A 23,009-nucleotide genomic window follows, 5' to 3' on the forward strand; every position below is an offset into this window, starting at 1 on the left:
TAGTGTCAATTGGGTTATTGGAATTGAACGCGGCGAGATTCGTAATCAGTCTCAGCCTCTTGGGTGAAATTAATTTACAAAAAGAAACCATAAAAGGTTATACCTCTAATTATGAGGGTTATAGGCAAGCGGCCAACAAACGCATCCGATGAGCTTACTCTGGTCAGCCATTCACATGAGCGAGCGTAACCAACATGTCTGTAACCTCAAATACGCAGGGTATATATGGGTCAGGGGTCATATGAACGAACAATATTCCGCAATGCGAAGTAACGTCAGTATGCTCGGCACACTACTCGGAGACACAATTAAGGAAGCGCTGGGCGAGCACATCCTTGACCGGGTAGAAACCATTCGTAAGTTATCTAAATCTTCGCGAGCCGGTAATGAAGCGCACCGTCAGGAGCTGCTTTCGACGCTGCAAAACCTTTCTAACGACGAGTTATTGCCCGTCGCTCGTGCGTTTAGCCAGTTTCTTAATCTGACGAACACCGCTGAGCAATACCACAGCATTTCGCCGCATGGTGAAGCGGCAAGTAATCCAGAAGCCTTGGCCCAGCTGTTTAATCGTCTGAAAGATAAGAATCTAAGCAATAAGGATATGTGCAAAGCGGTGGATGAACTGTCCATCGAACTAGTTCTTACTGCACATCCAACCGAAATTACCCGCCGTACTCTGATTCATAAACTGGTTGAAGTGAATACTTGCCTGAGCCAGTTGGATCACAATGATTTAGCCGATTACGAACGCAACAAGATCATGCGTCGTTTGCGGCAGTTAGTTGCACAATCTTGGCATACCGACGAAATTCGCAAACTGCGGCCGTCACCTATCGACGAGGCCAAATGGGGTTTTGCCGTTGTTGAAAACAGTCTGTGGGAAGGGGTTCCGGCTTTCCTGCGTGAATTCAATGAGCAGTTGGAAAATTCTCTCGATTACCGACTGCCGGTAGAAGCGGTGCCGATTCGCTTTACCTCGTGGATGGGCGGCGACCGCGACGGCAACCCGAACGTTACCGCCGAAGTCACCCGCCACGTTCTGCTACTCAGCCGCTGGAAAGCGACCGATCTGTTCTTGCGCGATATTCAGGTGCTGGTTTCCGAACTGTCGATGTCGGAATGTACACCGGAACTACGCAAACTGGCCGGTGGCAAAGAGGTGCTGGAACCTTATCGCGAATTGATGAAACGAATTCGTACCCAGCTAATCAACACCCAAACTTATCTGGAAGGCCGCCTGAAAGGCGATCGCGTATTACCTCCGGAAGATCTGTTGATCAGCAATGAACAACTGTGGGAACCGTTGTATGCCAGCTATCAATCGCTAAAAGCCTGTGGGATGGAAATTATCGCCAACGGCCAGTTGCTGGATACGCTGCGCCGCGTGCGCTGCTTCGGCGTGCCGCTGGTGCGTATCGACGTTCGTCAAGAAAGTACCCGTCACACCGATGCTATTGCCGAACTGACTCGCTATTTGGGTCTGGGTGATTATGAAAGCTGGTCAGAATCAGATAAACAAGCGTTCCTGATTCGCGAACTTAACTCCAAGCGCCCGCTGGTACCATTAAAGTGGGAGCCCAGCGCCGAGACTCAGGAAGTGCTGGAAACCTGCCGGGTTATCGCCGAAGCGCCGGAAGGCTCCATCGCCGCTTACGTGATTTCCATGGCGAAAGTCCCTTCTGACGTACTGGCCGTGCATTTACTGCTCAAAGAAGCCGGTTGTCCATTCACTCTGCCCGTTGCGCCGCTGTTTGAAACTCTCGACGATCTGAATAACGCCGATGACGTGATGAAACAGTTGCTAAGCATTGACTGGTATCGCGGCCTGATTCAGGGCAAACAGATGGTTATGATCGGTTATTCCGATTCAGCCAAAGACGCGGGTGTCATGGCCGCTTCGTGGGCGCAGTATCGTGCTCAGGATGCCTTAATTAAAACCTGTGAGAAAGCCGGTGTCGCTTTGACGCTGTTCCACGGTCGCGGCGGTTCTATCGGTCGCGGTGGCGCACCTGCTCATGCGGCGCTGCTCTCCCAGCCTCCGGGTAGCCTGAAAGGTGGCCTGCGCGTCACCGAGCAAGGCGAAATGATTCGCTTTAAATTCGGTTTACCTGAAGTCACTATCAGCAGTCTGGCGCTGTACGCCGGGGCGATTCTGGAAGCCAATCTATTGCCACCGCCGGAACCGAAGAAAGAGTGGGTCGAAGTCATGGATCTACTGTCTGAGGCATCCTGTGATATGTATCGCGGCTATATTCGTGAAAATCCTGACTTTGTGCCTTATTTCCGTGCGGCAACGCCGGAACTGGAATTGGGCAAATTGCCGTTGGGTTCTCGCCCGGCGAAACGCCGCCCGAACGGTGGTGTGGAAAGTCTGCGCGCTATTCCGTGGATTTTCGCCTGGACGCAAAACCGCCTGATGCTGCCCGCTTGGCTGGGTGCCGGGGCCGGTTTGCAAAAAGCCATTGATGCAGGAAAACAGGATGAGCTGGCAACCATGTGCCGCGATTGGCCATTCTTCTCCACTCGCATCGGCATGCTGGAAATGGTCTTCGCTAAAGCCGATCTGTGGCTGGCTGAATATTACGATCAGCGTTTGGTCGACAAAAAGCTCTGGCCGTTAGGTAAGCAATTGCGCGATCAGCTCGCCGCCGATATTAAAGTGGTGTTAACCATCGCCAATGACGATCATTTGATGGCCGATCTACCGTGGATTGCCGAATCTATCGCGTTACGCAACGTTTATACCGATCCATTGAACGTGCTTCAGGCGGAATTACTGCACCGTTCCCGTCAGCAGGAACATCCGGATGCCCGCGTTGAACAGGCGTTGATGGTGACTATTGCTGGCGTCGCCGCAGGTATGCGTAATACCGGCTAGTTTCTGATGGGGGAGCAATCCCCCAAATGATGAAATCGCAAAATCGTTATTGTAAGGACGACAAAGGGGCTAATTAGCCCCTTTTGCATATTGAAATCTATAATGTCGACAATAAGTTAAGGCCTAACACCCAAAGTATGGCAAATGGCGTAGCTCATTTCTGCCCGATTCAGGGTATAGAAATGGAAATCCTTTACTCCTTCGCGGCTCAGAATTTTCACCATATCCATAGCGATAGAAGCGCCCAGCATTTTGCGCGTCTCAGGGTCGTTATCCAGCCCTTCAAATACGCTGGTCATCCAATGAGGAACGCGCACGTTGGTCATGGTGGCAAAGCGCTGTAGCTGCTTAAAGTTGGATACCGGCAAAATTCCCGGCACGATTTCTACGTCAATTCCCGTCGCCACACAGCGATCGCGAAAACGCAGGTAACTTTCTACGTCGAAGAAAAACTGAGTAATGGCACGGTTAGCACCGGCATCAATCTTACGCTTAAGATTAATCAAATCCGCCTGAGCGCTCTTAGCCTCAGGATGTACTTCCGGATAAGCCGCCACGGAAATATCAAAATCGCCGACGTCTTTCAGCAAAGCAACCAGATCGGTTGCATACATTTCCGGCTTACCGCTGCCCTCCGGCAAATCACCGCGTAACGCCACAATATGACGAATGCCATTGCGCCAGTAATCCTGCGCAATCTCACGCAGCTCACCCGCCGAGGCGTCAATGCAGGTCAAATGCGGTGCAGCATCCAGACCGGTACGCTCTTTAATGTCTTTAATAATGCTGTGAGTACGGTCGCGCTCACCGGAGTTAGCCCCGTAAGTCACTGAAACAAACTTAGGTTTCAGTGTGCTTAAACGGTCAATCGAGCTCCACAGGGTGTCTTCCATCTCGCTGGTACGCGGCGGGAAAAACTCGAAAGAGACGTTAATCTGACCCTGCAACTCTGCCAGACTCTGATTCAGCGCTTCCCGCTGGTTTGCGTGAAAAAAACTCATACCCTGTCTACCTCGTCACCCATCGTTATCGATATCGCGGTTTAGTTTCTCCGCATTTACCATTCTAAGCGTCCATACGTTTAGACGTCTAGATAGAAAATGACCGATCTTATCGCTGGAGTCAACGCTTATATTAGTTTAGCCCGATGATTAATCTTCACTCAGTACACGCAGGAAATTCATGTGTATAAAAACGGGCAAACATGCTCGAAATGAGCCGCGGTAGACAGGGGAAATAACAGAATATTGATATGAATAACAGGCCGCTAGCCAGATAGAAACTCTGAATAGCGACCTGCCAGAAGTACGATTACAACAGCTGAGACAAACGGTTCAAATCGGACTGGATAGCGCCGGCGGTTACGTCTCGCCCCGCTCCCGGCCCGCGAATCACTAATGGGTTATCACGATACCAACGACTTTCAATGGCAAACACATTATCGCATGGCAATAACGAGGCCAGCGGATGTTCAGGACGAACGGCTTCCACGCCAACCCGCGCTTTACCATTGGCATCAAAACGCGCGACGTAACGTAATACCAGCCCCATTTCGTTGGCCGCCTCCAGACGCTGAATCATTTGCTGATTTAACGCTTCGCCATTTTCGAAGAATTGATCGACAGAACCTGTCTCAGTACCCGCAGGCACCAGGGACTCGACCCGCACTTGATTAGGTTCGATGTCGTAACCCGCTTCGCGAGCCAGAATCACCAGTTTGCGCATGACATCCTGTCCGGAAAGATCGACGCGCGGATCGGGTTCGGTTAATCCTTGCTGCCACGCCTGATCCACCAGCTCGGTGAAAGGTACTGTGCCGTCAAACTGTAGGAACAACCAGGATAAAGTACCGGAGAAAATGCCGCTAATTGCCAGAATGCTGTCACCGCTGTCGCGCAGATCCCGCACCGTATGGTTGACCGGCAAACCGGCACCCACGGTGGCGTTGTACAACCAATGGCGACCCGTTTTGGCGAAAGCATCGCGAATCTGTCGATAAGTATTGCTGCTGGATGCGCCCGCCAGCTTATTGGCGCTAATCACGTGGAAACCATAGCTGGCAAAGTCCAGATATTGCTCCGCCAGCGACTGACTGGCCGTGACATCCAATACCACCAAATCATCGAATGGATGCGCACGCATCCACAGGAAAAGTGATTCTTCATCCTGCTCTTTGGCTTCATCATCGTAGAAAGCCAAGGTGCGGCTGGCGTCCAGCCCGTCGTAACTCAGCAAGCTGCGGCGGCTATCAACCACACCTGCCAGTACAAATTCGAATCCGCTGCGAGCCGAAATGTTTTTTTGTTCGCGGGCAAAGAGCTCCAGCCAGCGAGCACCAATATTACCTTTGCCGAACAGCATCAGCCCGATACGTTTTTCCGCCCGGAACAGAGTCTGGTGTAGGCCTTGAATCAAATGTTGGGTCGGCCCCAGACGCAGTACCGCAACGATGCTGATACCGTCTTCGGCCTGCCAGATAAACTCAACCGGCTGATCTTTAAGCTGTTGATAGAAACGATGGCTGTGCAACGGATTCTTGCAAACGCCTGCGCCTACTAATGCCACCAGTGCCAAGCCTTCCCGTAGCGATAATTTCCCCGGCAGCGTGGCATCTTCCAACACCCGCAGGGCGCTATTGACGACTTCAGAGGTATAGCAAAGCTGCAATAGGTTACGATCGGGATGAATCCCCGTCGCTAACGGTTTGATTTGTGAGCGTTTCAGCAGCAGGTCTATCTCTTTTTGCGCCAGCGAGAAATCGTGGTGACGGGCTATCTGCAATTCAATCAGGCAGACATCATCATGACTGGTCACTATTTTTGCACCGGTGCCTGATGCCAGCACGCGTTCGATGCGAGTAGAGCCTTGCTCCGGCTGGTAGCTACAGCGCAGCTGCAAATCGATATCACTGCCAGAAACCGGCTGCAAAGTACGCGTATGCAATACCGGCGCAGCCAGACGCGCCAGCTCGCTAGCTTCATCCAAACGCAGCAACGGCAACAAACAGGCATCTTTAACTTTGCGCGGATCGGCGCTATATACGCCAGCGACGTCACTCCAGATGGTTACCCGCTCGGCGGCGGCCAATGCCCCAACCTGAGTTGCCGAATAGTCACTGCCATTACGACCAAGCAGTACGGTTTCACCTGCATCGTTACGCGAGATAAAACCGGTGACCACTAAACGTTGATGAGGATGTTGCGCCAATAGCTGTTGCAGCAGCGGATAAGATCGCCCTTCGTCGATCTGTGGCTGTGCTGCCCGCTCTGCCCGCAGGAAGCTGCGCGCATCCAGCCAGGTGGCATCCATATCCTGCTTTTGCAGTACCGCCGCCATCAGGCGCGCTGACCAGATTTCTCCATGGCCAACCACTTCGGCATAAATAGCATCGTCAACGCGGTTATCCAATAATCCAGCCAGACGCTCCAGATCCTGAATAAAGGCTGCAATCAACGGCTCGGCGGCCTCCGGTGGCAATAATCCATTAATCAAATCCTGCTGATAGCGGCGCAGCGCTTGCTGCACCTGATGCGCAGACAAACGATCGCTTTGGCTTAGTTTTAGCCAGTTTATCAATTGGTTGGTCGTACTGCCTGCGGCAGATACCACCATTAAATCACCCGGTTTACTGTAGTTGGCCATAATTTCGGCCACTCGCAGGTAACACTTCACGTCAGCAAGGCTGCTACCACCAAATTTATGCAGTTGACGCCCAGTGACCGCCCCTGCTATCGCTATTGCATTCATGCTTACCTCGTTACCGCCAACCGGAAGGCATTTTCCAGATCGGCAATCAAATCTTCGCTGTCTTCAATACCCACGGAAATGCGTAACAAGCTGTCGGTGATACCCGCAGCAGTCCTTGCTTCCGCCGCCATACCCGCGTGAGTCATGGTAGCAGCATGGGAAATCAGGCTTTCCACGCCGCCTAATGACTCTGCCAATGTGAATAATTCCAAAGCAGAAAGGAAGCGGCGCAGCACCTGTTCATCTCCATCCAGTTCAAAACTGAGCATCGCACCGAAGCCAGACTGTTGGCGACAGGCAATTTCGTGGCCGGGATGTTGTGGCAGAGAAGGATGATACAGCTTTTTTACTAAAGGCTGCTGTTGTAAATAACCAACAATGTCATCCGCGTTGCGCTGCTGTTGAGCCATTCGCGGTGAAAGCGTTCGCAGGCCACGTAATAACAAATAGCTGTCGAAAGCCGCGCCGGTCACGCCAATATTATTCGCCCACCACGCCAGCTCTACCGCCAGCGCTGGGTCTTTGGCAATCACCGCGCCGGCAACCACGTCCGAGTGACCGTTGAGATATTTGGTGCAGGAATGGATCACCAAATCGGCACCCAGCGCCAGCGGTTGCTGCAATACCGGGCTGAGGAAGGTATTATCCACCACGGTCAGCGCGCCCACGGCCTGCGCCGCCTGGCAGATGGCTGCAATATCTACCACCCGCAATAATGGGTTGCTTGGGGTCTCAATCAGTACCAGCTTGGGTTTTTCCGCCAGCGCACGTTTTAACGCCGCTTCATCCCCTTGATCGACAAACAGCACCCGATAGGCACCGCGCTTACTCAGACTATCAAACAGACGATAGCTACCGCCGTAGCAGTCATGGGGCGCAACCAGTAAATCACCCGGCTGCAATAGCGTAGTGCAAACCAAATGAATCGCAGACATACCGGAGCTGGTCATTACCGCTCCCGCACCGCCTTCCAGCTCAGCCAGAGCACGTTGTACCACGTCGCGCGTCGGGTTGCCGCGTCGGGAATAATCGTGCGTTCTGGGCTGATTAAAATCGATAAAGTTATAGGTACTGGAGAGGTGAATCGGCGGAACAACACAGCCATATTGCTCGTCATCATTCAACCCGCTACGGACTGCTATTGTTGCCTGTTTACGTGTCATATTGGTTTCTGCCTGCCGGGACGCTAAAAATGTTACGTCAGATTAGACGCACAAAGAATGGACGTCAATACATCTGGACATCTAAACTTCTTTGCGTATAGATTGAGCAATGGAATAATACCCGCTAAAATTATAGCGGCTTTAAGTATCATTATGATGTCACGCTGATTTCAGCTATGCCCCGTGCAACAATCAGGGTATTAAGCAACAGGTTGAGTCTATTAATCACGGGCAAATTGCGTCCTTTCAGTGACTCTGGTCGAGTAAAACCGACATTTATTTAGTGAGAACACGGAAGATCGGGCATAATTGGCCGGTTTTCAGAATTTTGTATTTTTCCGACAAATTTAAGGTGTCCCATGGCTGAGTGGAACGGCGAGTATGTCAGCCCTTACGCTGAACACGGCAAGAAGAGCGAACAAGTCAAAAAAATTACGGTATCCATTCCTCTGAAGGTATTAAAAATCCTCACCGATGAGCGGACCCGACGCCAGGTGAATAACCTGCGCCATGCGACCAACAGTGAATTACTGTGCGAAGCATTTCTGCATGCCTTTACCGGGCAGCCGTTGCCGAATGATGAAGATCTGCGTAAAGAACGCAGTGATGAAATTCCTGAAGCAGCGAAGATTATTATGCGTGAGCTGGGTGTTGATCCCGACACTTGGGAATATTGATTTCGCAGTAATACCCAAAACAGCGGGTAACATGCTATCGAGACAATCTATCGACCTATCGACTCGACGAAGTCGCCTTCTGTCCACAGTAGGCGGCTTTATCCTACGTCAGGACATGATTTATATGGAATGACTGATTGGCAGACCTGGATCCTGCGATATACACAGTATTTAGGCAGATTGATGATGATTGAGAAGCAGAAATGAAAAAAGGCGCTAAAAGCGCCTTTTTCGTCTGACGGGCAGAGATTACTTCTTGGCACCCGGCACGCTGAAACGCTTGTTGAAGCGGTCAACACGGCCACCGGTAGCAACGTCACGCTGCTTGCCAGTGTAGAACGGATGGCATTCACCACACACGTCCAGATTCAGGTCATGACCAACAGTAGAGTTGATCTTGATTACGTTACCGCAAGAACAAGATGCAGTAACCAATTCGTATTTAGGGTGGATACCTTTTTGCATGGGAAACCTCTAATTTAGGCCGTGTCGCTATCCAGCCCTGTTCCGCCAGACACCACACGTAGTTAATAATAGGATTTGATATCGGATTATATCAAAGGCGGCGAATCATACAGAATTTGAGCAGCCCTCGCAATCGAATCCGCACATTGTGAATCACACAGTGTAAACTGTTCAATCTTTTTTTATCCAGGATGGTGTCATGTCCGTTGTTCAAGTTGCATTGCCGGTACCGCTTGCACGCTCATTCGACTACCGCTTAGGCAGTAATATGAGCAGCCCGGCGATCGGCGGGCGCGTTAGCGTCACCTTCGGCAAACGCAAAGCTATCGGAATCGTGGTGGGTCTTAGCGAAACCAGCGATTTCCCTCTTGAGCAGCTCAAACCTATTGAAGAAGTTCTGGATCAGGAAAGTTTATTCCCACCAAGCCTGTGGCGTATTTTGCGCTGGGCTGCGGATTATTATCACTATCCCATTGGAGAAGTGCTGTTTCACGCCCTGCCAATATTGCTACGACAGGGGAAACCGGCTCAATCCGCACCGCTTTGGCAATGGTTTGCAACCGAACAAGGCCGGGCTACGCCGCCGGAAAGCCTGAAGCGCGCCCCTAAGCAACAGCAGGCTCTGGCCGCGCTACTACAAAAACCTGTTTATCGTCATCAGGTTAATGAACTCGCCCTGACAGAAAGCGCCTTGCAGGCGTTACGCTCCAAAGGATTAATCGACCTCCGGGCGCAGGAACCGGCAACCACCGACTGGCGTACTCATTTCGAAGTGCTGGGCGACCGGCTGCGCCTCAATACCGAGCAGGCCACCGCCGTGGGTGCGATTCGCAGCGAAGATACTCAGTTTGCCGCCTGGCTGCTGGCTGGCGTCACCGGTTCAGGTAAAACCGAAGTTTACCTGAGCGTACTGGAAAATATTCTGGCGCAAGGGCGTCAAGCATTGATTCTGGTGCCAGAGATTGGCCTGACGCCGCAAACCATCGCCAGATTCCGCGAACGCTTTAATGCACCGGTGGAAGTCCTGCATTCCGGCTTGAACGATAGCGAACGTTTATCGGTTTGGCTGCGGGCGCGTAACGGCGAAGCGGCCATCGTTATCGGCACGCGTTCTGCGCTGTTTACGCCGTTTTCTCGCCTTGGCGTCATTATTATCGATGAAGAGCACGACAGTTCCTATAAGCAACAGGACGGCTGGCGCTATCATGCGCGGGATTTAGCCGTGTTTCGCGCTCGCGAAGAAAATATTCCCATTGTGATGGGGTCTGCCACGCCCGCGCTAGAAACCCTGCATAACGTGCAACTGGGTAAGTATCGTCAGTTAACCCTGACTAAGCGTGCCGGGAATGCCAAACCGGCGGCGCAGCATTTACTGGATTTAAAGGGTCTGCCGCTCAAAGTGGGCCTATCCCAGCCGTTATTACAGCGCATGAAAGATCATCTTAAAGCTGATAATCAGGTAATTCTGTTTCTTAACCGCCGCGGTTATGCTCCAGCGTTGCTGTGCCACGAATGCGGTTGGATCGCCGAATGCCAGCGTTGCGATCACTATTACACTTTGCATCAGAATCAGCGCCAGCTGCGGTGTCACCATTGTGACAGCCAGCGTCCGGTGCCTCATCAGTGCCCTCACTGCGGCTCTACCCATATGGTTTCCGTTGGCGTAGGAACCGAACAGTTGGAAAATGAGTTGGCACCGCTGTTCCCAGATGTACCGATCACCCGAATCGACCGCGATACCACTAGCCGTAAAGGCTCATTGGAACAGGCTTTGGCCGAGGTACATCAGGGTGGCGCGCGCATTCTGATCGGTACGCAAATGCTGGCTAAGGGTCACCATTTTCCCGATGTCACACTGGTGGCATTACTTGATGTGGACGGCGCGCTGTTCTCCGCCGATTTCCGCTCAGCCGAACGTTTTGCTCAACTGTATACGCAGGTTTCTGGCCGAGCCGGACGAGCAGGCAAAAAAGGCGAAGTGATCCTGCAAACCCATCATCCGGAGCACCCCTTGCTGCAAACCCTGCTGCAACGCGGCTACGATGATTTTGCCAAACAGGCTCTGGCAGAGCGCCAAAGCGTTTTTCTGCCGCCTTACACCAGCCATATTATTGTACGCAGCGAAGATCACGATAATCGACAGTCAGCGCTATTCCTGCAACAGCTACGCAATCTGCTGGAAGCCAGTCCGATGAAAGATGATGCTCTGTGGATCATGGGGCCAGTACCGGCGCTACAGGCCAAACGCGGTGGGCGTTTCCGCTGGCAACTCCTGCTCCAGCATCCATCCCGTCAGTTTCTACAAAAATTGATAAAAAGCAGCCAACCGCTAATCAACACTTTGCCTCAGGCAAGGAAAGTTAAGTGGACTTTAGACGTCGATCCCATAGACAGTTAGTCTTTAGCTTGTTAATTAATAGATACAGGTAGGGTTACAAGGCAAACGTTTACGGTGTGATCTGCGAGGCATATCGAAAAAAACTACTTATGTCACATTTTTCATGCAAATTAGGTAACAAATTGACCTCACTATCTGTATAGAATGACGTAAGGCATTAATTTTACCGAGACCACTCGGCTTGGAACGAACATCACCTCGCCGATCGGGAATCCCATTCGCGTGCGATAAAACATTAATATTCCGTGCTATTGGTAACAAACTATCTCAAAGCGTTGGTGCTGGCTCGGAGCCAGAGCAAGGAGAAAGGCGTTGGAACATAAGAAAGAATTCAGTATGGCGACCATGAAAGACGTTGCTGAAATGGCCGGTGTTTCAACCGCGACGGTTTCTCGGGCATTAATGAATCCGGAAAAAGTCTCGACCATGACGCGACAAAAAGTAGAGCAAGCCGTCCTCGCCGTGGGTTATTCCCCCCATGCCTTATCCCGAAATATCAAACGCAACGAGTCGCGTACTATTCTGGTCATTGTGCCGGACATCAGCGATCCCTTTTTTGCCGACATTGTTCAGGGTATTGAGCAAACCGCCGCCCAACAAGGCTATTTGGTGTTAATTGGCGACTGCGCGCAGCAAACCCAGCAGGAACGCACTTTCGTCAATTTGATTATTACCAAACAGATTGATGGGATGCTGTTACTCGGTTCCAACCTGCCGTTTGATGCCAGTAAAGAAGAACAACGCAACCTTCCACCGATGGTGATGGCTAACGAATTCGCGCCAGAGCTGGAGCTGCCGACGGTTCATATCGATAACTTAACCGCCGCTTTTGAAGCCGTACATTATCTGCATCAGTTGGGTCATACGCGCATTGCCACCATCGCCGGGCCAGAGACAATGCCGCTGAGCCATTATCGCTTACAGGGTTACGTACAAGCGCTGCGCCGTAATGGGATTGCCATTGAGCAAACTTATATTTTGCGGGGCAATTTCAGCTATGAAGCCGGTGCAGAAGCCTTTGCCGAACTGATGTCACTGCCGAAACCGCCAACGGCGATTTTCTGCCACAACGACGTCATGGCGATCGGCGCTATCTGGCAAGCGAAGAAGATGGGGATTCGTATTCCCGAAGATGTATCACTGGTTGGTTTTGACGATCTCAAACTGTCGCAATACTGCGATCCGCCATTGACCACGGTAGCGCAACCTCGCTACCAAATTGGTCAGCAAGCCATGTTACTATTACTGGAACAGCTACAAGGGAATAACGTTCAAAGCGGTTCTCGACTGTTAGATAGCGAATTAATCATTCGAAACAGTACCTGTAAGCCTAAAAGCTAGGCAAATATTATAGGGTTAAGTAACATGACTGACTTACTCCAACATCAAAACGCAGCGAAACGATAGTGGCACAAAGAGATTATGTAAGCCGAGGGCGCTCAGGAGCGCGGCGCAAGAGCACCAGCAAGAAGAAAAGCAGTGCTCCAAGAATATCGAAAACCCTTGTGGCGCTAGCCGGCGCCTTGTTGGTGGTATTCGTTGGTGGCCTCTATTTCATTACTCATAACAAACCGGGTGAACTCCCGCTGTTACCCAGTCATGATCCGCGCACGGGCAATGGATTACCGCCTAAGCCGGAAGAACGCTGGCGGTATATCAAAGAACTAGAAAATCGTCAGATTGGTGTAACGACGCCAACCGAACCTTCTGCTGGCGGCGGCATCGATGCAAAAACCCAGTTAACCAACGAACAGCGCCAATTATTAGAACAAATGCAGGCCGATATGCGGCAACAACCGACACAACTGTCGGAAGTGCCTTATAACGATGCCACTCAGGTTCCTCGTTCTCAGGTAACAATCAAGCCGCCAGTGAATGTTCAGCCACAGATTCAGCAACCGGTTAGCCAACCGCGCCAAACCGCGCCGGTAACAGCGCCATCAGCGCAGCAGCGGATGTTGCCGTCTAATCCGGCTCCGGTTACTCCGGCGGTAACGCCACCGAAGCCGGAAAAAGAGAAGGAAAAAGAAAAAACCCAGCGCTGGATGTTGCAGTGTGGTTCCTTCAAAGCAATGGATCAGGCCGAATCAGTGCGCGCGCAGCTGGCATTTGAAGGTATTGAGAGCCGGATTACTACCGGTGGCGGTTGGAATCGCGTGGTTCTGGGGCCTTATAGCACCCGCCCTGCGGCAGATAAAATGCAGCAACGATTGAAAGGCGCAGGTGTATCCAGCTGTATTCCCCTCTCTATTGGGGGTTGAAAAGTATCAATCCCCCCCCATTTATAATCTCAATATGCCTCGCGTTGTGTTGAACGATACAACGCGGGGGCTCATTCCGTCTGCAACGAGGGTTCGCTCGTGACAACAATTGTAAGTGTACGCCGAAATGGCCATGTAGTAATTGGTGGTGATGGTCAGGTCACTCTGGGCAATACCGTGATGAAAGGGAACGCTAAAAAAGTTCGCCGCCTATATAACAATAAGGTCATTGCCGGTTTTGCAGGTGGCACCGCTGACGCTTTCACTTTATTTGAACTCTTTGAGCGCAAACTGGAAATGCATCAGGGTCATTTGACCAAGGCCGCCGTTGAGTTAGCCAAAGACTGGCGAACCGACCGCATGCTGCGCAAACTCGAAGCGCTGCTGGCAGTCGCGGATGAAACCGCTTCGCTTATCATCACCGGTAACGGTGACGTCGTGCAGCCAGAAGATGATTTGATCGCTATCGGCTCCGGTGGGCCATACGCTCAATCCGCCGCGCGCGCGCTGCTGGAAAACACAGAATTAGGTGCTCGGGATATCGTTGAGAAATCACTGAGTATTGCGGGGGATATTTGTATCTATACCAACCGCTTCCAAACTATTGAAGAATTAACTTACAAGGCGTAAGGATAGAATATATGTCTGAGATGACCCCACGCGAAATCGTCAGTGAGCTTGATAGCTACATCATTGGCCAGGACAAAGCTAAGCGCGCAGTGGCGATCGCCCTGCGTAACCGCTGGCGTCGTATGCAGCTTAACGAAGAGCTGCGCCATGAAGTGACCCCGAAAAACATTCTGATGATCGGCCCAACCGGCGTCGGTAAAACCGAAATTGCCCGCCGTCTTGCAAAACTGGCGAACGCGCCGTTTATCAAAGTTGAAGCCACTAAATTCACCGAAGTTGGCTATGTTGGTAAAGAAGTGGACTCTATTATCCGCGATCTGACCGACGCCGCCGTGAAAATGGTCCGTCATCAGTCCATTGAAAAAAACCGTTACCGCGCTGAAGAACTGGCGGAAGAACGTATTCTGGATGTGCTGATTCCACCGGCTAAAAACAACTGGGGCCAGGTTGACGAATCTCAGGAGCCTTCCGCTACCCGTCAGGCATTCCGCAAAAAACTGCGTGAAGGCCAGTTGGACGATAAAGAAATCGAAATCGATCTGGCTGCCGCACCGATGGGCGTTGAAATCATGGCGCCTCCTGGTATGGAAGAAATGACCAACCAGTTGCAATCCATGTTCCAGAACATTGCTGGTCAGAAACAAAAACCGCGTAAAATCAAAATCAAAGAAGCATTCAAGCTGTTGATTGAAGAAGAAGCGGCCAAACTGGTTAATCCGGAAGAGCTGAAACAGCAGGCTATCGATGCCGTTGAACAGCACGGTATCGTGTTCGTGGACGAGATCGATAAAATCTGTAAGCGCGGCGAAACCTCCGGCCCGGATGTCTCCCGCGAAGGTGTGCAGCGCGACCTGTTGCCGCTGGTTGAAGGCTGTACCGTTTCGACCAAGCACGGCATGGTGAAAACCGATCACATTCTGTTCATCGCTTCAGGCGCTTTCCAGGTTGCCAGCCCGTCGGATTTGATTCCTGAGCTTCAGGGTCGTCTGCCAATCCGCGTAGAGCTACAGGCACTGACCACCGAAGATTTTGAACGCATTCTGACCGAGCCTAGCGCTTCCTTGACCGAGCAATACAAAGCACTGATGGCAACCGAAGGCGTTACCATCGATTTTACTGCAGAAGGTATTCGTCGCATCGCAGAAGCCGCATGGCAGGTTAATGAGTGTACCGAAAATATCGGTGCCCGCCGTCTGCATACCGTTCTGGAACGTTTGATGGAAGATATTTCCTTCGATGCCAGCGAAAGTAACGGTTCATCCGTGACTATTGATGCTGAATACGTTGGGAATCATCTGGATGAGCTCGTAGCAGATGAAGATCTGAGTCGATTTATTCTATAATTTGGTTCTATTAGCGTCCGCTGGATAGATAAAAGTGGGAGGCTTGGCCTCCCCTTTTTGTCTCTGGCTGACATGGACTCACACAGACCGAAGCGAATTATGAGCTCATCAACTTCTACCAGCCAAGCTCAAGCCTGGCTAGAAAGCCTGCGGCCACGGACTTTACCACTGGCTTTTGCCTCTATTGTTACCGGCTCCGCCCTGGCTTATTGGCTCGACAGTTTTAAACCTGCGGTAGCGCTACTGGCCTTGATTACTGCCGGTATGCTGCAAATTTTATCTAATCTGGCCAATGACTACGGCGACGCGGTGAAAGGTAGTGATACCGAAGAACGCATCGGGCCACTGCGCGGAATGCAAAAAGGCATCATAACCCGCGAGCAGATGAAGAAAGCGCTGATTCTCACCGTTATTCTCACCATTATTTCCGGCGTAGCGCTGATTGCCGTTGCCTGTGAAAAACCGAGCGATATTCTGGGCTTTCTGGTACTCGGCTTGATGGCGATTGTCGCCGCCATCACCTACACCATTGGTAGTAAACCTTACGGTTATATGGGTTTGGGGGACATTTCGGTACTAATGTTCTTCGGCTGGCTAAGCGTGGCCGGTACCTATTATCTGCAATCGGGCCATTTTGACAGTCTGGTGATGCTACCGGCTACCGCCTGCGGTTTATTGGCCACTGCGGTGTTAAACATTAATAATCTGCGCGATATCGAAAGCGATGCGGCCAACGGCAAAAATACCCTCGCCGTGCGTTTGGGCCCACAGCGCGCCCGTTATTATCACGCCGTATTAATCACCGCCGCGATTGCCTGTCTGGCGTTGTTTAGCCTGCTTTATCTGCACCGCTGGACCGGCTGGATCTTTGTTCTGGCTATTCCGCTACTGGTAAAACACGCGATTTATGTACTGCGCGAGCCAACCGCCGCAGGCATGCGTCCGATGCTGGAACATATGGTAAAAGCTGCGCTGCTCACCAATATCCTGTTTGCCGTTGGTCTGGTATTTAACTAACGCGCCTTTTTCTGCCAATTCCCAGAAAACCCTGCGGATTGGCAGAATTTAACAATTGATGATTTTGCCAACAGTAGCCAGAAAGGGATATACTGACTATCCCAGCCGCAACCAGACATTAATCCTATGAAATATGATACTTCCGAACTCTGTGACATCTATCATGAAGAGATAAATGTGGTAGAACCTCTGTTCTCCAATTTTGGCGGACGTACTTCATTTGGTGGCCAAATCACGACCGTAAAATGCTTCGAAGACAACGGGTTACTCTTTGACCTACTTGAGGAGAACGGGCGTGGACGCGTGCTGGTCGTTGACGGAGGTGGTTCAGTGCGCCGAGCGCTGGTCAACGCAGAATTGGCTAGCTTGGCGGCCGCGAATGAATGGGAAGGCATTGTGGTTTACGGTGCCGTCCGTCAGGTAGACGATCTGGCCGAACTGGACATTGGCATTCAGGCTATGGCTGCTATTCCGGTAGGTGCTGCTAGCGAAGGCATCGGCGAAAGCGATATTCGCGTGAACTTCGGCGGCGTAACTTTCTTCTCCGGCGATCATCTGTATGCTGATAATACAGGGATTATTCTGTCGGAAGATCCGCTGGATATCGAATAACACCGACTCGGTTATACCAAACGAATTCTATAAGAAAGGGCGATATAAATATCGCCCTTTTGCTTTTGCGCTTAATCGGTTGCCAGCGCTATGGATGCCGAGAATAACCTCAGACCTCTTCCATTTTACCCAGCAGTGCGCGCAGACGATCCTGCCATACGTGCTGTTCTTGCTTTAGCTGCTCATTTTCACGCACTAACGCTTCACGGTTACCCGCTGCGTCCTGAACCTCTTGGGACAGGGTGTTGTTTTTTTCTTTCAGCTCTTCAATTTCCATCTGCAACAAAGTGATGGTATCAATCGCCTGCTGAACTTTACCTTCCAGTTTCTCAAATACTTCAAATGACATTCTTTAGTCCCCTCATGATCGCAAGGCGTACATCTATTGGTAGCGGTCGCATTTTGAAGATGCAACCACTGCGAATATCCATCGCGCTATATATTCATCGAACTCGGTAACAAGCGCTGTATTTTAACGCGCCCCCGTAAACAGCGGCGCAGCTTGATTAAAACGATTGTATGTAGCCTGTCTCCCCCTGTCTAGCGACATACCGGCACAAAGCACAGTCTCTCGCAATTTACCTAGCGCCACTATCAGCAAATGCTGAAAACCTGCGGCCTGTTATCGCGTCATATTTTACATATTTACAACAATGGAAAGTAAAAGCACTGGTCTGATCACACTTTCAGAAAGCACTAACACCCACGCGTTACGCGAATTCGCTCATTTTTATGACAAGGCACACAGATTTCGATTTCGCTATTTCTCGTTTGTGCTCGTTAACGATAAATTCACATAAACCCCAAGGATGAATTTGGGGAAAAAACAATAAATACCCTATAACTCTCTGTCTGTAGGACATCACTATGAGCCAAACATCAAGTCCGACCCTAAAAGGCCAGTGCATTGCGGAATTTCTTGGCACCGCTTTGCTGATATTTTTTGGCGTTGGCTGTGTTGCCGCATTAAAATTAGCCGGTGCAAGTTTCGGCCAATGGGAAATCAGTATTATCTGGGGTCTAGGCGTCGCCATGGCCATTTATCTAACGGCAGCCATTTCAGGGGCGCACCTTAACCCCGCCGTCACTATCGCTCTGTGGCTGTTTGCCTGTTTTGATCGCAAAAAAGTCCTTCCTTATATTGTGGCTCAGGTTGTTGGCGCATTCTGCGGCGCGGCTCTGGTCTACGGCCTGTACTACGGCCTGTTTGTTGATTTCGAACAAACCCACCAAGTGGTACGCGGCAGTAGCGAAAGCCTGAATCTGGCAGGAATTTTCTCTACTTACCCAAATGCCCACATCACCGTTTTCCAAGCTTTCCTGGTTGAAACCGTGATTACCGCCATTCTGATGTGCCTGATTCTGGCGTTGACCGACGACGGTAACGGCATTCCACGCGGCCCGCTGGCTCCCCTGCTGATTGGTATCCTGATTGCGGTTATTGGTGCCTCGATGGGGCCATTGACTGGCTTTGCGTTGAACCCGGCTCGTGATTTCGGCCCTAAGGTATTTGCTTATCTGGCTGGCTGGGGCGATATCGCCTTCACGGGCGGGCGTGATATTCCTTACTTCCTGGTACCGATTTTCGGACCTATAGTAGGCGCATTATTAGGTGCATTCGGCTACCGCGCACTGATTGGCCGCCATTTGCCATGTGACGTCTGCGTTGTGGAAGAAGATGCTTCCACCAGCACCACCGAACGTAAAGCGTAATCCAGACACTGGAATAAACGGTAACTAAAGCAGGCTTATTATTATGACAACAGAAAATAATACTGAAAAAAAATACATCGTTGCTCTCGACCAAGGCACCACCAGCTCCCGCGCCGTTGTGCTGGATCATGACGCCAACATCGTGAGCGTTTCCCAACGGGAATTTACCCAAATTTATCCAAAAGCCGGCTGGGTTGAACACGACCCAATGGAAATCTGGGCTACGCAAAGCTCAACTCTGGTAGAAGTGCTGGCAAAAGCCGATATTCGCTCCGATCAAATCGCCGGTATCGGTATCACCAACCAGCGTGAAACCACCATCGTATGGGAAAAAGAAACCGGTAAGCCAATTTATAACGCCATTGTCTGGCAGTGTCGTCGCACCGCAGAAATCTGCGAAAAACTGAAAAAAGACGGGCTGGAAGAGTATATCCGCCACAATACCGGCCTGGTGGTTGATCCCTATTTCTCCGGCACTAAGGTGAAATGGATTCTGGATCACGTGGAAGGCGCTCGTGAACGCGCCAAACGCGGCGAACTATTATTCGGTACCGTGGACACATGGTTAGTGTGGAAGATGACCCAAGGACGGGTACACGTCACGGATTTCACCAACGCATCTCGTACCATGATGTTCAACATTCATCAGTTGGATTGGGATGAGCGCATGCTGGAAGTGCTGGATATTCCGCGCGCCATGCTGCCAAAAGTGCGTTCTTCTTCTGAGATTTATGGGCAAACCAACATCGGTGGTAAAGGCGGTACTCGTATTCCAATCGCCGGTATCGCGGGTGATCAGCAGGCCGCGCTGTATGGCCAGCTGTGCGTTCAACCTGGTATGGCGAAGAATACCTATGGTACCGGCTGCTTCTTGCTGATGAACACCGGCAAAGAGGCGGTACGCTCCAATCACGGCCTGTTAACCACTATCGCCTGCGGCCCACGCGGCGAAGTGAACTATGCGTTAGAAGGGGCGGTGTTTATCGGCGGGGCTTCCATTCAATGGCTGCGTGACGAATTGAAACTGATCAGCGATGCCGCCGATTCCGAATACTTCGCTACCAAAGTGAAAGACAGCAACGGCGTTTACGTCGTGCCAGCCTTCACTGGACTGGGCGCGCCTTACTGGGATCCGTATGCCCGTGGCGCAATCTTCGGTCTGACTCGCGGCGCGAACAGCAACCACATTATTCGCGCAACGCTGGAATCCATCGCTTATCAAACTCGCGACGTGCTGGATGCGATGCAGGCCGATGCCAATACACGCCTACAATCCCTGCGCGTAGACGGCGGTGCGGTAGCCAATAACTTCCTGATGCAGTTCCAGGCAGATATTCTGGGCACTCGCGTTGAACGTCCTGCCGTACGTGAAAGCACCGCATTGGGTGCCGCTTTCCTCGCTGGTTTAGCCATCGGTTTCTGGAACGATCTGGACGAAGTTAAGAGCAAAGCAACCATTGAGCGGGAATTCCGCCCAAGCATCGAAACGACGGAACGTAACTACCGTTACAGCGGTTGGAAAAAAGCCGTGGCCCGTGCTCAAGCCTGGGAAGAACACGACTAATATTGTCAACTTTCGCATCGCAGCAGCCAGAGCTGTAATTTGAAAGAGTACATGCATGACCCATCACGCGCTGTCGCTCCCCCCGGCAGCGCGTTTTTTATCCCTTCGCCCCTGCCGCCACGCCCCAGTGTGATAGAATTCCCGCTCTATATCCGTTTTCCCATTCTGCAATTAACAGGTCGAGCCATGAAACGTGAATTAGCCATCGAATTCTCCCGCGTAACCGAAGCCGCCGCCTTGGCGGGCTACAAATGGTTAGGTCGGGGTGACAAAAATGCCGCCGACGGCGCTGCCGTACGAGCTATGCGCATTATGCTCAACAAGGTCAATATCGATGGCCGGATCGTGATCGGCGAAGGGGAAATTGATGAAGCCCCGATGCTGTTTATCGGCGAAAATGTCGGGACTGGCGAAGGAGATACGGTAGATATCGCCGTTGACCCTATTGAAGGCACCCGCATGACCGCAATGGGCCAATCTAACGCTCTGGCTGTTTTGGCGGTTGGTGATAAGGGCACCTTCCTACATGCGCCTGATATGTATATGGAAAAACTGGTGGTCGGCCCGGGAGCCAAAGGCGCAATTGATCTCAATTTACCGTTGGCTGATAACCTGAAAAATATCGCCCATAAACTCAATAAACCGTTATCAGAACTGACGGTTATTACGCTGGCTAAGCCACGCCACGACGGTGTGATTGCCCAAATGCAGCAAATGGGCGTCAAAGTGTTTGCCATTCCTGACGGTGACGTCGCGGCCTCTATCCTAACCTGTATGCCGGAAAGCGAAGTGGATGTGATGTACTGCGTCGGCGGCGCGCCGGAAGGGGTTATTTCCGCAGCGGTCATTCGCGCACTGGACGGCGATATGCAAGGGCGTTTGTTGCCGCGTCATGAAGTCAAAGGGGACAACGAAGAAAACCGTCGTTTAGGAGAGCAAGAGCTGGAGCGCTGTCTGAGCATGGGCATCGAGGCGGGTAAAGTACTGCGTCTGGACGATATTGCTCGTAACGATAACGTGATCTTCTCAGCGACCGGTATTACCAAAGGGGATTTGCTGGAAGGTATTTATCGTAAAGGGAATATGGCCACCACGGAAACCCTGTTGATTCGCGGTAAATCCCGCACCATACGCCGCATTCGCTCTACTCACTTCCTCGATCGTAAAGACGAAGCCTTGCACGAATATCTGCTGTAATTCATCCGACTAAGCAAAAAAATGATAAGGGCACCGAATCACAAGTGCCCTTAACGTCACTAAACCATATGTTCCTGGCGCTGCATCCGATGAGATAGCGGCCACCAGCACAGCAAAATCAACAACGCCATAGCAAACATCAGCAACCCAAGACTAAACTGCCCGGTCTGCGGTAACATCGCCGATAGCCAGGTTGTCAGGCCGGAGCCGATATTCTGCAAGCCTCCCACCAAAGCACCTGCGGCACCCGCCAGGTATGGGAAAGGTTCCATCGCCCCGGTCGTTGCCAGCGGGAATAACATACCCGCGCCAAAGAAGAACAAAGCGGCAGGAATGATCAGCGTCCAGATATTCATGATGCCAAACCAACCGGGAATCCACATCATCAGCCCCGCCAGCAGGCAGCTAATCACTGAGTGCCACATTAAATTATGGAAAGTTCGCCCTTCCCGCCCCGCATACCAAGCCCCGAAAAATGCCGCCGGTATTGGCAGGATAAATAGAATACTGACCGTCAGGCCGCTGAGACCCAATACGCCGCCCATTAATACGCCGGAGCTGGCTTCAAACACCGCAATCCCAGCCAGAGCGCCAATCAGCATCACCAGATAACAGCTAAAAGAACGATCAGATAACAAGGTATAGAAACTGGCCAGCATGCGCGGTTTCTCCGCTCGTTCAGGGCGCGTTTCTGGCAGCCAGCGGAACATGCAAAAAGCCACGCCGCTGCACAATAAGAGTAAAAAAGCGTAGCAGGCGCGCCAGCCAAACCAGCTTGCCAACACGCCACCAATAATGGGTGCCAATAGCGGGCTGACCAAAATCCCCATATTCAACATACTGTTGGCATAACGTAGCGAAGTACCGGCGTATAAATCACGCGGCATGGTACGCGCCATCACACCTGCGACACCGGTGCCCATGCCTTGCAAAGCGCTGGCCGCCACCAATATCGGTAAATTATTAGAGAACAAAGCGCCTAACGCACCGAGCATAAATATCGTCATCCCCGCCAGAATAACTGGACGGCGACCAATGCGGTCAGATAAAGGCCCGTAAATCAACTGCGAAGCACCATAGGTTAACAGATATGCAGCCATAACCCGCTGTACGGCTCCGGGGCGTACGGCAAGATCCTGAGCGATTTCAGCAATCACCGGGACATAAATGGTCTGGGCCATCTGGCCGACAGCAACCAGAATGATTAACATCAGCAGCAGGTGAAAATTCTCTATTTTTCTCATGGTCTTAAGTAATATCTCAATGCAGATTACATGCTTTTTCCTGCGAAAATTTCGGGCAAATCGCAGTACACCTTTAGTTATGGCGCATAAGCTATCAAAT

General features: G+C 51.4%; 18 protein-coding genes. 12 read left to right on the top strand and 6 right to left on the bottom strand.

Annotation, left to right across the window (positions count from 1 at the left end):
• The first annotated feature begins 241 nt into the window (after window positions 1–241).
• Complete coding sequence (ppc, locus tag ACQ4OC_RS11885) at window positions 242–2,878, top strand: phosphoenolpyruvate carboxylase (protein WP_064514531.1); 2,637 nt, start codon at window positions 242–244, stop codon at window positions 2,876–2,878.
• Between the two features lie 116 nt (window positions 2,879–2,994).
• On the opposite strand, the gene metF is transcribed toward ppc, so the two are convergent.
• The 3 genes from metF to metB all read right to left on the bottom strand — a co-directional run bounded on the left by metF (window position 2,995) and on the right by metB (window position 7,788).
• Window positions 2,995–3,879 carry a methylenetetrahydrofolate reductase gene (gene metF, locus ACQ4OC_RS11890; protein ID WP_049601603.1) on the bottom strand — a complete coding sequence of 295 codons (885 nt, stop codon included), beginning with the start codon at window positions 3,877–3,879 and terminating at the stop codon, window positions 2,995–2,997.
• 310 nt (window positions 3,880–4,189) lie between these two features.
• Window positions 4,190–6,625 (bottom strand): bifunctional aspartate kinase/homoserine dehydrogenase II, encoded by a 2,436-nt coding sequence (locus ACQ4OC_RS11895; protein ID WP_064514532.1) that lies wholly within the window; start codon window positions 6,623–6,625, stop codon window positions 4,190–4,192.
• Between the two features lie 2 nt (window positions 6,626–6,627).
• Window positions 6,628–7,788 carry a cystathionine gamma-synthase gene (gene metB / locus ACQ4OC_RS11900; RefSeq protein ID WP_064514534.1) on the bottom strand — a complete coding sequence of 387 codons (1,161 nt, stop codon included), beginning with the start codon at window positions 7,786–7,788 and terminating at the stop codon, window positions 6,628–6,630.
• 359 nt (window positions 7,789–8,147) lie between these two features.
• On the opposite strand from metB, the gene metJ reads away from it, so the two are divergent.
• Entirely contained in the window at window positions 8,148–8,465 is a 318-nt protein-coding gene (gene metJ, locus ACQ4OC_RS11905) for a met regulon transcriptional regulator MetJ (RefSeq protein ID WP_049601594.1), read from the top strand.
• 249 nt (window positions 8,466–8,714) lie between these two features.
• Here the strand turns inward: metJ and rpmE are convergent, their stop codons facing one another.
• Window positions 8,715–8,930 carry a 50S ribosomal protein L31 gene (gene rpmE, locus ACQ4OC_RS11910; protein WP_049601591.1) on the bottom strand — a complete coding sequence of 72 codons (216 nt, stop codon included), beginning with the start codon at window positions 8,928–8,930 and terminating at the stop codon, window positions 8,715–8,717.
• A gap of 199 nt (window positions 8,931–9,129) precedes the next feature.
• Here rpmE and priA point away from each other — a divergent pair, with 199 nt between their 5' ends.
• From priA to rraA, 7 genes are all read left to right on the top strand, one after another.
• Entirely contained in the window at window positions 9,130–11,328 is a 2,199-nt protein-coding gene (gene priA / locus ACQ4OC_RS11915; protein WP_064514536.1) for a primosomal protein N', read from the top strand.
• Between the two features lie 312 nt (window positions 11,329–11,640).
• Window positions 11,641–12,669: a DNA-binding transcriptional regulator CytR gene (cytR, locus tag ACQ4OC_RS11920; RefSeq protein WP_064514539.1), complete on the top strand. Its 1,029-nt coding sequence runs from the start codon at window positions 11,641–11,643 to the stop codon at window positions 12,667–12,669.
• A 65-nt stretch (window positions 12,670–12,734) separates the two neighbouring features.
• A complete protein-coding gene (gene ftsN, locus ACQ4OC_RS11925) occupies window positions 12,735–13,589 on the top strand; it encodes a cell division protein FtsN (RefSeq protein ID WP_064514541.1) in 855 nt (284 codons plus the stop codon).
• Between the two features lie 99 nt (window positions 13,590–13,688).
• A complete protein-coding gene (gene hslV, locus ACQ4OC_RS11930; RefSeq protein WP_004719528.1) occupies window positions 13,689–14,219 on the top strand; it encodes an ATP-dependent protease subunit HslV in 531 nt (176 codons plus the stop codon).
• A gap of 11 nt (window positions 14,220–14,230) precedes the next feature.
• Window positions 14,231–15,562 (top strand): HslU--HslV peptidase ATPase subunit, encoded by a 1,332-nt coding sequence (gene hslU, locus ACQ4OC_RS11935; protein ID WP_430971191.1) that lies wholly within the window; start codon window positions 14,231–14,233, stop codon window positions 15,560–15,562.
• A gap of 99 nt (window positions 15,563–15,661) precedes the next feature.
• On the top strand, window positions 15,662–16,579 hold the full coding sequence (locus ACQ4OC_RS11940) for a 1,4-dihydroxy-2-naphthoate polyprenyltransferase (RefSeq protein WP_064514545.1): 918 nt from the start codon (window positions 15,662–15,664) through the stop codon (window positions 16,577–16,579).
• A 126-nt stretch (window positions 16,580–16,705) separates the two neighbouring features.
• Complete coding sequence (gene rraA / locus ACQ4OC_RS11945; RefSeq protein WP_064514546.1) at window positions 16,706–17,191, top strand: ribonuclease E activity regulator RraA; 486 nt, start codon at window positions 16,706–16,708, stop codon at window positions 17,189–17,191.
• Window positions 17,192–17,300: 109 nt separating this feature from the next.
• On the opposite strand, the gene zapB is transcribed toward rraA, so the two are convergent.
• Entirely contained in the window at window positions 17,301–17,540 is a 240-nt protein-coding gene (zapB, locus tag ACQ4OC_RS11950) for a septal ring assembly protein ZapB (protein ID WP_049601572.1), read from the bottom strand.
• Between the two features lie 518 nt (window positions 17,541–18,058).
• Here zapB and ACQ4OC_RS11955 point away from each other — a divergent pair.
• The 3 genes from ACQ4OC_RS11955 (at window position 18,059) to glpX (ending at window position 21,665) form a co-directional block, all read left to right on the top strand.
• Complete coding sequence (locus ACQ4OC_RS11955) at window positions 18,059–18,904, top strand: MIP/aquaporin family protein (RefSeq protein ID WP_120806884.1); 846 nt, start codon at window positions 18,059–18,061, stop codon at window positions 18,902–18,904.
• A 43-nt stretch (window positions 18,905–18,947) separates the two neighbouring features.
• Window positions 18,948–20,468 carry a glycerol kinase GlpK gene (gene glpK, locus ACQ4OC_RS11960; RefSeq protein ID WP_049601565.1) on the top strand — a complete coding sequence of 507 codons (1,521 nt, stop codon included), beginning with the start codon at window positions 18,948–18,950 and terminating at the stop codon, window positions 20,466–20,468.
• 186 nt (window positions 20,469–20,654) lie between these two features.
• Window positions 20,655–21,665 (top strand): class II fructose-bisphosphatase, encoded by a 1,011-nt coding sequence (gene glpX / locus ACQ4OC_RS11965; protein ID WP_120806894.1) that lies wholly within the window; start codon window positions 20,655–20,657, stop codon window positions 21,663–21,665.
• A gap of 59 nt (window positions 21,666–21,724) precedes the next feature.
• On the opposite strand, the gene emrD is transcribed toward glpX, so the two are convergent.
• On the bottom strand, window positions 21,725–22,909 hold the full coding sequence (gene emrD / locus ACQ4OC_RS11970; RefSeq protein WP_430971192.1) for a multidrug efflux MFS transporter EmrD: 1,185 nt from the start codon (window positions 22,907–22,909) through the stop codon (window positions 21,725–21,727).
• Window positions 22,910–23,009: the final 100 nt, after the last annotated feature.

It is taken from the genome of Yersinia sp. J1 (genome assembly GCF_050586585.1).
In the GTDB taxonomy this organism is placed as follows: Bacteria; Pseudomonadota; Gammaproteobacteria; order Enterobacterales; family Enterobacteriaceae; genus Yersinia; species Yersinia entomophaga.

Coding starts and splice junctions, on each gene's coding strand:
- zapB (WP_049601572.1), bottom strand. CDS start 17,540: ATGTCATTTGAAGTATTTGAGAAACTGGAAGGTAAAGTTCAGCAGGCG.
- glpX (WP_120806894.1), top strand. CDS start 20,655: ATGAAACGTGAATTAGCCATCGAATTCTCCCGCGTAACCGAAGCCGCC.
- hslU (WP_430971191.1), top strand. CDS start 14,231: ATGTCTGAGATGACCCCACGCGAAATCGTCAGTGAGCTTGATAGCTAC.
- ACQ4OC_RS11955 (WP_120806884.1), top strand. CDS start 18,059: ATGAGCCAAACATCAAGTCCGACCCTAAAAGGCCAGTGCATTGCGGAA.
- ppc (WP_064514531.1), top strand. CDS start 242: ATGAACGAACAATATTCCGCAATGCGAAGTAACGTCAGTATGCTCGGC.
- ACQ4OC_RS11895 (WP_064514532.1), bottom strand. CDS start 6,625: ATGAATGCAATAGCGATAGCAGGGGCGGTCACTGGGCGTCAACTGCAT.
- metB (WP_064514534.1), bottom strand. CDS start 7,788: ATGACACGTAAACAGGCAACAATAGCAGTCCGTAGCGGGTTGAATGAT.
- metJ (WP_049601594.1), top strand. CDS start 8,148: ATGGCTGAGTGGAACGGCGAGTATGTCAGCCCTTACGCTGAACACGGC.
- ACQ4OC_RS11940 (WP_064514545.1), top strand. CDS start 15,662: ATGAGCTCATCAACTTCTACCAGCCAAGCTCAAGCCTGGCTAGAAAGC.
- glpK (WP_049601565.1), top strand. CDS start 18,948: ATGACAACAGAAAATAATACTGAAAAAAAATACATCGTTGCTCTCGAC.
- metF (WP_049601603.1), bottom strand. CDS start 3,879: ATGAGTTTTTTTCACGCAAACCAGCGGGAAGCGCTGAATCAGAGTCTG.
- emrD (WP_430971192.1), bottom strand. CDS start 22,909: ATGAGAAAAATAGAGAATTTTCACCTGCTGCTGATGTTAATCATTCTG.
- rpmE (WP_049601591.1), bottom strand. CDS start 8,930: ATGCAAAAAGGTATCCACCCTAAATACGAATTGGTTACTGCATCTTGT.
- rraA (WP_064514546.1), top strand. CDS start 16,706: ATGAAATATGATACTTCCGAACTCTGTGACATCTATCATGAAGAGATA.
- priA (WP_064514536.1), top strand. CDS start 9,130: ATGTCCGTTGTTCAAGTTGCATTGCCGGTACCGCTTGCACGCTCATTC.